At 43.4% G+C, this 6524-nt stretch carries 4 protein-coding genes; all 4 read right to left on the bottom strand.

What is annotated here, in order from left to right; translation table 11 throughout:
• Nucleotides 1–3732 (bottom strand): S-layer protein domain-containing protein (locus tag QAS77_RS01370; protein WP_305063891.1); only part of this gene is annotated, 3732 nt, incomplete at its 3' end.
• Between the two features lie 26 nt (nt 3733–3758).
• Nucleotides 3759–4754 carry a thiamine-phosphate kinase gene (gene thiL, locus QAS77_RS01365; protein WP_305063890.1) on the bottom strand — a complete coding sequence of 332 codons (996 nt, stop codon included), beginning with the start codon at nt 4752–4754 and terminating at the stop codon, nt 3759–3761.
• A gap of 50 nt (nt 4755–4804) precedes the next feature.
• On the bottom strand, nt 4805–5656 hold the full coding sequence (locus tag QAS77_RS01360) for a DUF4349 domain-containing protein (RefSeq protein WP_305063889.1): 852 nt from the start codon (nt 5654–5656) through the stop codon (nt 4805–4807).
• A gap of 66 nt (nt 5657–5722) precedes the next feature.
• Nucleotides 5723–6508: an anaerobic ribonucleoside-triphosphate reductase activating protein gene (locus tag QAS77_RS01355; RefSeq protein WP_305063888.1), complete on the bottom strand. Its 786-nt coding sequence runs from the start codon at nt 6506–6508 to the stop codon at nt 5723–5725.
• Between the last annotated feature and the right edge of the window lie 16 nt (nt 6509–6524).

The raw sequence follows: 6524 nt of genomic DNA, 5'->3' as shown, positions 1-6524 counted from the left end.
TGTTGCGGTCATACCACCTACTTTCACAAGATAGGTTCCCGGTTCACCGGCAGTGTACACGAACTCTACCGGAGCGGATTCACCGACACCGAGCGAGATCTCCTGTGTAGCGGTAGTGTTGTCATTGACAATGAGCTCTACAGTGTAAGAGCCTGCTGCTTTGCCATTGTTGACAGCATCTAACTTGACCTTCACATCCTTTCCAGTCTTGACCTCAAGTGGAGTGACCACAAGATTACTGAACTCGAACTTTGCTTCAAGCTCCTTAACCTCGATATTGAGCTCTGCACCAAGGAAACTCTCCTTCTTGGCAGTTATCTTGTGCATACCGATCTCTTTCAGGACATCGGTCACAACACCATCACTGTCAGTGTCACCAATGGATTTTCCGTCAATGGTAACATCCACATCTTCAAGGGCATCCCCACCAATGGATTTTACAACTGTGAAAGTTACCAGATTGCCCTCATAGATCACTTCAGGCGAAACTTCAATGCTCATCTTCCTCGACTCATCATCAGGGGAGATCACTTCAAGAGATGCTTCACCGGAAGTGTAACCATCCTTTTCAGCAGTGATGGTATATGTCCCATCTGCATGGAAAGTATAGTCAACCTCTCCTTCATCGTCAGTGGTACCAAGTACAATGCTTCCTGCCTTCACGGTTGCACCGTTGACAAGGGAACCGCGTGATGTCACAATCACAGTGATCTTGTCACCTTCACTGACAACTTCAGGCTCAACCTCCACATCAAGTGAATCAGCAGGTGTTGTGCTTATCTCAACGAATGGATAATAGCGTACAGTACTGGAATCTGCGACCTTGAACTTGATCTCGCCCATGATCTCGATCTCATCTCCCTTTGAGAGTGAGATGGAATCTTCGTTCTTCATTTCGATCTTTGTGGAACTGACAGTTTTTACTTCCATCTCCCCATAGTTATCACCAGTGTTTATCTCCTCATATTCATCAGATATCTGGAAGATACCACGGACGAAGACCGCAGTTGATTCCCGCCCACTGAAGATCTCATCAAAGTTTACGATAATGATAGGCACATCTTCAACATCCCCAAGTTCTGTTTCATAGATGTATGGCTCACCTGAAGATATGACAGTACTATCAAGACTATCACCGTCCTTGCTAAGCTCAAGCAATACCTTGTCACCATCCTGGTTCACTTCAACAACATCCAGTGAATATCCTTCCTCAAGGATGATTGATGAACCACCAAAAATAGATTTCTTGTCATCATCATCGATCAGTACCTTTGAAAGCTGACCTTGAGACATAAGGTTTACAGAATCAACGCCACCGCTATTGAATGGATTATCAGGGTAACCAACAAAGTACTTCTCTGCCATGAAACCGATAACATTATAGTCGTCCCATCCGGAATATTCAAAGCTGACAGTTGAAGGAATTGTAGTATAAACCAGATCACCATCATCGATATTTCTGCCATTTAATGTAAGGTTGAGGGATTCGGTGCCAATACCTTCATCGATGTTGTAATAGAAACCTTCGAAATTGAGAGGGGTCCATGTGAGACTTTCATTTTCTGCAATGGTACCCCTGAGTTCATATGTTCCTGGTTCGGACATGTCAACAAATGGTGCAAATCTTAAGTCATTGTTATCTGCTACAATGAACTTGAGCTTGCCCATAATATCAGCAATGTCCCCCTTGTCAAGACCGATCGTATCTTCATTCTCCAGCCTGATCTTGGTTGAACTTATGGTTTTGACTTCCATTGCACCGTATTCATCACCTTTGTTAATGTCCTCATATTCATCAGATATCTGGAAGATACCTTCAATGAAAACAGCGTTCGTCTCAGTTCCACTGAATATCTCAGCGAAGTTCACTGCTATTATAGGCACATCATCAACGTCACCGAGGTCTTTTTCGTAGACATATGGATTACCAGAGGAAACTACCAATTCATCTACTTCATCCCCGTCCTTGGAGAGAGAAACGAAAACCCGGTCACCGTTCAGATCAAGCTCTACAATGTTAAGCACATAGCCATCCTCAAGTACAAGCCCTGCACCGCCATAGACAGACTGCTTATCATCACTATCTATGAGCACCTTTGTCAGATGACCTTTGGACATCAAGCTTATTGCATCGCCTGAAACATCTGAATGAGTACTGGAAGTATACCCTGCAAAGTATTTCTCTGCCATGAAACCAATGACCTCGTAAGATCCCCATGCACCATACTCGAAATCAGTTTCGATAGGTGTTGTTTCATATTCAAGATCACCATCTCCGATGTTCCTGTCGGAATCACTGTCAAGATGGATGGTCATGGTCTCTGAACCAAGACCGGATTCAAGGTCATAGAAGAAACCGGAATAGCTCAATGCATTCCAGGTGTAATTAGTGGACTGTCCGGCATTTGCATCCCATATACGGTCACCGGAGGAGTATGTCGCAGTATTGACAGTTACAGTTGAGATAGTAGTGTTTATTGGATTAGCACCATCTGATGCTTTAAAGTTATAATCATGATCCCCGACAGCTAGTGATGTTGTTGTATATGTGTACTTGATACCATTTGTAGCATCATTGTCAGAAGGATCAAGTTTACTCATAGCATGGTCAGTGCCTTCAATGGTTACATTAATGTAACTTGGATCAGCTGCAACATTATCGGTATATGTTACGTTGAACATGAAGGTAGAACCAACCGTTGAATCAGGTTCATAAGTCACTGATTCGGAAGTTAATGTTGGTATATCTGAAACCACTGAAAATGTCTTCTCGGTCGTATCACTTGCAGAAACATTCCCGTCAGAAGCTGTGAACTTGTAATTATAAGTTCCAACCGGGAAACTACCTTTAGTATAAGAATAAAGCTTACCATCTACAACATTTGTATCACCGGCATCAACTTGGTCCATTAAATAAGATGTGCCGTTGATAACAACGCTAACATCTGAAGACGATTCATTGTCTCCATCTGTATATGTGACATTAAAAGTAAAGATGGTTGCAAGCGTTCCGCTTGTTGGTGAAACTGAATCTGAAGTCAATGTAGGATTATTGTTGACAACAAATGTTCCTGCACTTGACGGACCAACAGCAACTGTTCCATCGGACGCAAAGAATTGATAATTATGTGTGGCTGTACTGAACCCTGAGTTATTGTAAGAGTAAGTCTTACCATCGGTTGTTGTCGTGTCACCAGCATCTGTTTGACTCATAGTGTTGTTCACACCATCGATAGAGACATTGACATAACTTGCACCATTATTGTCAGCATCCGTAAATGTTGCGGTAAAAACAAAATTTGTACTATCATCACCACTACCATGACTTACAGAACCTGTCAAGGACGGAGCAGTATTTGAAACTGAGAAATTTCCTGCGTCTGCAGGACCCACTGGAGTTGTGCCGTCAGAAGCTGAAAAATTATAATTGTGCGTTGCAACACTGAAACCAGATGCAGTATAGCTATAATCTTTTCCATCAATAGTATTTATATCACTGGAATTAACTTCAGACATACCGTAATCTGTACCATCAATATTTACATCGATAGCAGTCGCAGTGTCGTTATCCGCATCTGTAAAAGTTACGGTAAAAACGAAATTCGTACTAACATCACCACTTCCCGGAGCCACGGCACCGGATGATAATGTAGGAGCGGCAGCCATCGCCACCCCACAACTCATTCCAAGAATGAGCAAGCTTATTAGCATAAATTTAAAATGTTTATTCATAGATAATTTCTCCGAATATTGTATGATTATAAGTTATCGAATTCTCCCATATGTACATAACCTTTTCGATTTATCGACACCTCGGGCCCATCGATCTTCATTATAGATATTAAAGTGTCATCAGTAACTTCGCCTACAACATTTAAATAGCAAACGGATTTGACCTTATCCAGCATTGAGGGTGAAACAGTGAACAACAGCTCAAAATCCCCGCCTGTGTAAAGTCCGAGTTCGAGGGCATCCTCATGACCGACCAGAGTAATGACTTCATCGTCGACAGGGAGTTTTTCCTCTAATATCCTAAAACCTACACCATTCACATCTGCCAGATCATATAATGACATGGCCAGACCATCGCTCGTATCCATCATGGAGGTGACACCACCGGTGCTGGCAAGCATCTGTCCTTCCTTTATACGCGGTACAGGTTCCAGTAAAGTTTTAAGCAGCTCATCGCTTGCATCAAGCCCTTGCTGTAAGGCCAGCAGTGCAGCGCCGGCTGAACCGACATTTCCGGTAACACAGACAAGGTCTCCCGGTCTGGCACCAGTTCTTCTCAAAAGATGTTCCTTTTTCACCCTGCCGAGAGCAGTACCTGTGATAGTAAGTTCATCATGAAGGTCGATATCACCGCCTATCACAGAGGTATCACAAAAGCTTGCACAGGCATCCATACCGCGTGCAATGTCCTCAGCGAATCCAAGTTCCATATCAGCCGTGATACCAAGGGCGGAAAGGAAACCCACAGGAGTTGCACCCATGGAAGCCACATCACTTAAGTTCACAGCAGCAGCCATCCAGCCTATCTGCCATGCACTCATGACCTCGGGAAAATCGGTCTTGCGATGCAACATATCGGTCGTTATCACCAGACAGTCCTCATCAGAGATATCTATAACAGCGCAATCATCCGAGCCTGCACCCTCCATGATGGCAGGGCTTTTCTTCGTAGAAAAAACAGAACACAGATGACCTATGAGCTCCCGTTCGTTTATCCCTGATATCAGGTCTGATCTTTCCATAAACTTATCCTATATTCTTAATATTTAGCAGTAATGTATAAAAGAGAGGATCATCTCCAGACCCTCCTCTTAACTAAAATAAGCATTACTCCCACAATACTTGCAAATATCACGATCGGGATAACAACTCCGATGAACACGATGATACCATTGACACTGCCTATGAAACCACGTACTGAATCGGACAAGGCATCACGTAGTCCCCATGAATGCGTAATATTACGGGGCTCGCTCACATCGACATTGATGGTCGCAAGATCGATCCTGTCATTAAGATAATTGAGCCTGCCAGTCAGACTTTCTATCTCACCACGCACACGTCCGAGTTCCTTCTCGACCGCAAGGACCTCTTCAACGGTCGTGGACATCTCAAGGATCTCCCCAAGACGAGTCTCCTGCTTCTCCAGATTGGAAAGGCGTGCATTCACATCGATATATTCCTCAGTAACATCAGAAGCAGTTGTGCTTTTGGAGGTCACTTTACCAAGGTCACCTATCGTCTCGAGCGCCTTGTCAAGTTCAGACGAAGGAACGCGTATAGTGATATAACCATACATACCCTCATCATCATATCGGGTATAAACAGAAGATGAAGACACATATCCATCGAACTCATCAGCGATATCGCTTATATCATCCAGCGCTTCAGGAGTGTTCTTTACCTCGAGGGAAACAGAAGATGTAGTAATTACCTTACGTGTAATACTGCTTTGAGATGATGCGCCGTTGTCAGCCAACTTATAAGAGGAGCCGCCATCAAAAGCAGATGTTTCTTCAAGATCATATATCATATCACTTTCAGGATAGACAGATTGCGGGCTGGAACTCTCATAGCCCGTGCAACCTGCTGCTATGACCGAAAGAGATAGTAGAATAAAAAGGAATAGATGTGTTCGTTTCATGGATACATTCCCCCTGACTTCATAAACAAAGAGACATCACGAACATATAAAGTTTTTACTTAAACTTCAGTTTGATTCGAAGTTAACCTTCTCATTACCCTTCTCTTTTGTACGTATCCACACATTATCGACAAATTCATGGGCACGCCCTGCAAGTTCCAGCATCTCATCGCGTGAAAAAGGCACAATATCCCTCATTTTCTCATCCATTGCGTTTGCAGGTATTCCCTGCTGAATTACATAGGTAGCACCCGACATGGACAGATATGGAGCTATCGAACTTGCGATCTTTGCAATATCATCCGGCTCGCCTATGAAGCCGCGTATCGCTGTGGTGCGAAGTTCATATTCCATACCTTTTTCAGTAATTATAGAGAGGCTTCTCCTGATATTTTTTACAACATCGGCAGGATCGGGAACAACAGAATATTCACCATACCCGATAGCCTTTCCGTACATATCAGGATCGTCAAGGGGGGCTTTTACATCAATGAAGAACTTGTCCACAAGGTCTAGATCCATCAATTCTTCCATAACATCGGGATAATAGCCATTCGTATGGATACCCACGAACAGCTTCTTTTTCTTTGCATAGGAAGCAAGATGCATAATTGCATTCTTCTGAGCCAGTGGTTCCCCACCGGAAAAGACAACACTGCTTACAAAAATAAGAGAGTTATCGATCTTTTTCTCAAGCTCTTTCACATCGACCATATCGGGAACTGTCAATATCTCATAGTTATGACAGTAAGGACACCTGAAAGGGCAGCCACGTAAAAAAAGAACGACTGACGCTTTTCCGTGCCAGTCAATAGTTGATATGGGGATGATCTCCCCAAAATTCACATTCATTTGATATCAAGCACCT

It is taken from the genome of Methanococcoides sp. (assembly GCF_030594565.1).
Lineage (GTDB): Archaea > Halobacteriota > Methanosarcinia > Methanosarcinales > Methanosarcinaceae > Methanococcoides > Methanococcoides seepicolus.
Note: the sequence above shows the minus strand (reverse complement) of the source record. Positions and strands in the feature narration are given on the sequence as shown.

Bases quoted from the DNA above. Each gene is read 5' to 3' on its own strand.
- QAS77_RS01355 (WP_305063888.1), bottom strand. From the start codon at position 6,508: ATGAATGTGAATTTTGGGGAGATCATCCCCATATCAACTATTGACTGG.
- QAS77_RS01360 (WP_305063889.1), bottom strand. From the start codon at position 5,656: ATGAAACGAACACATCTATTCCTTTTTATTCTACTATCTCTTTCGGTC.
- thiL (WP_305063890.1), bottom strand. From the start codon at position 4,754: ATGGAAAGATCAGACCTGATATCAGGGATAAACGAACGGGAGCTCATA.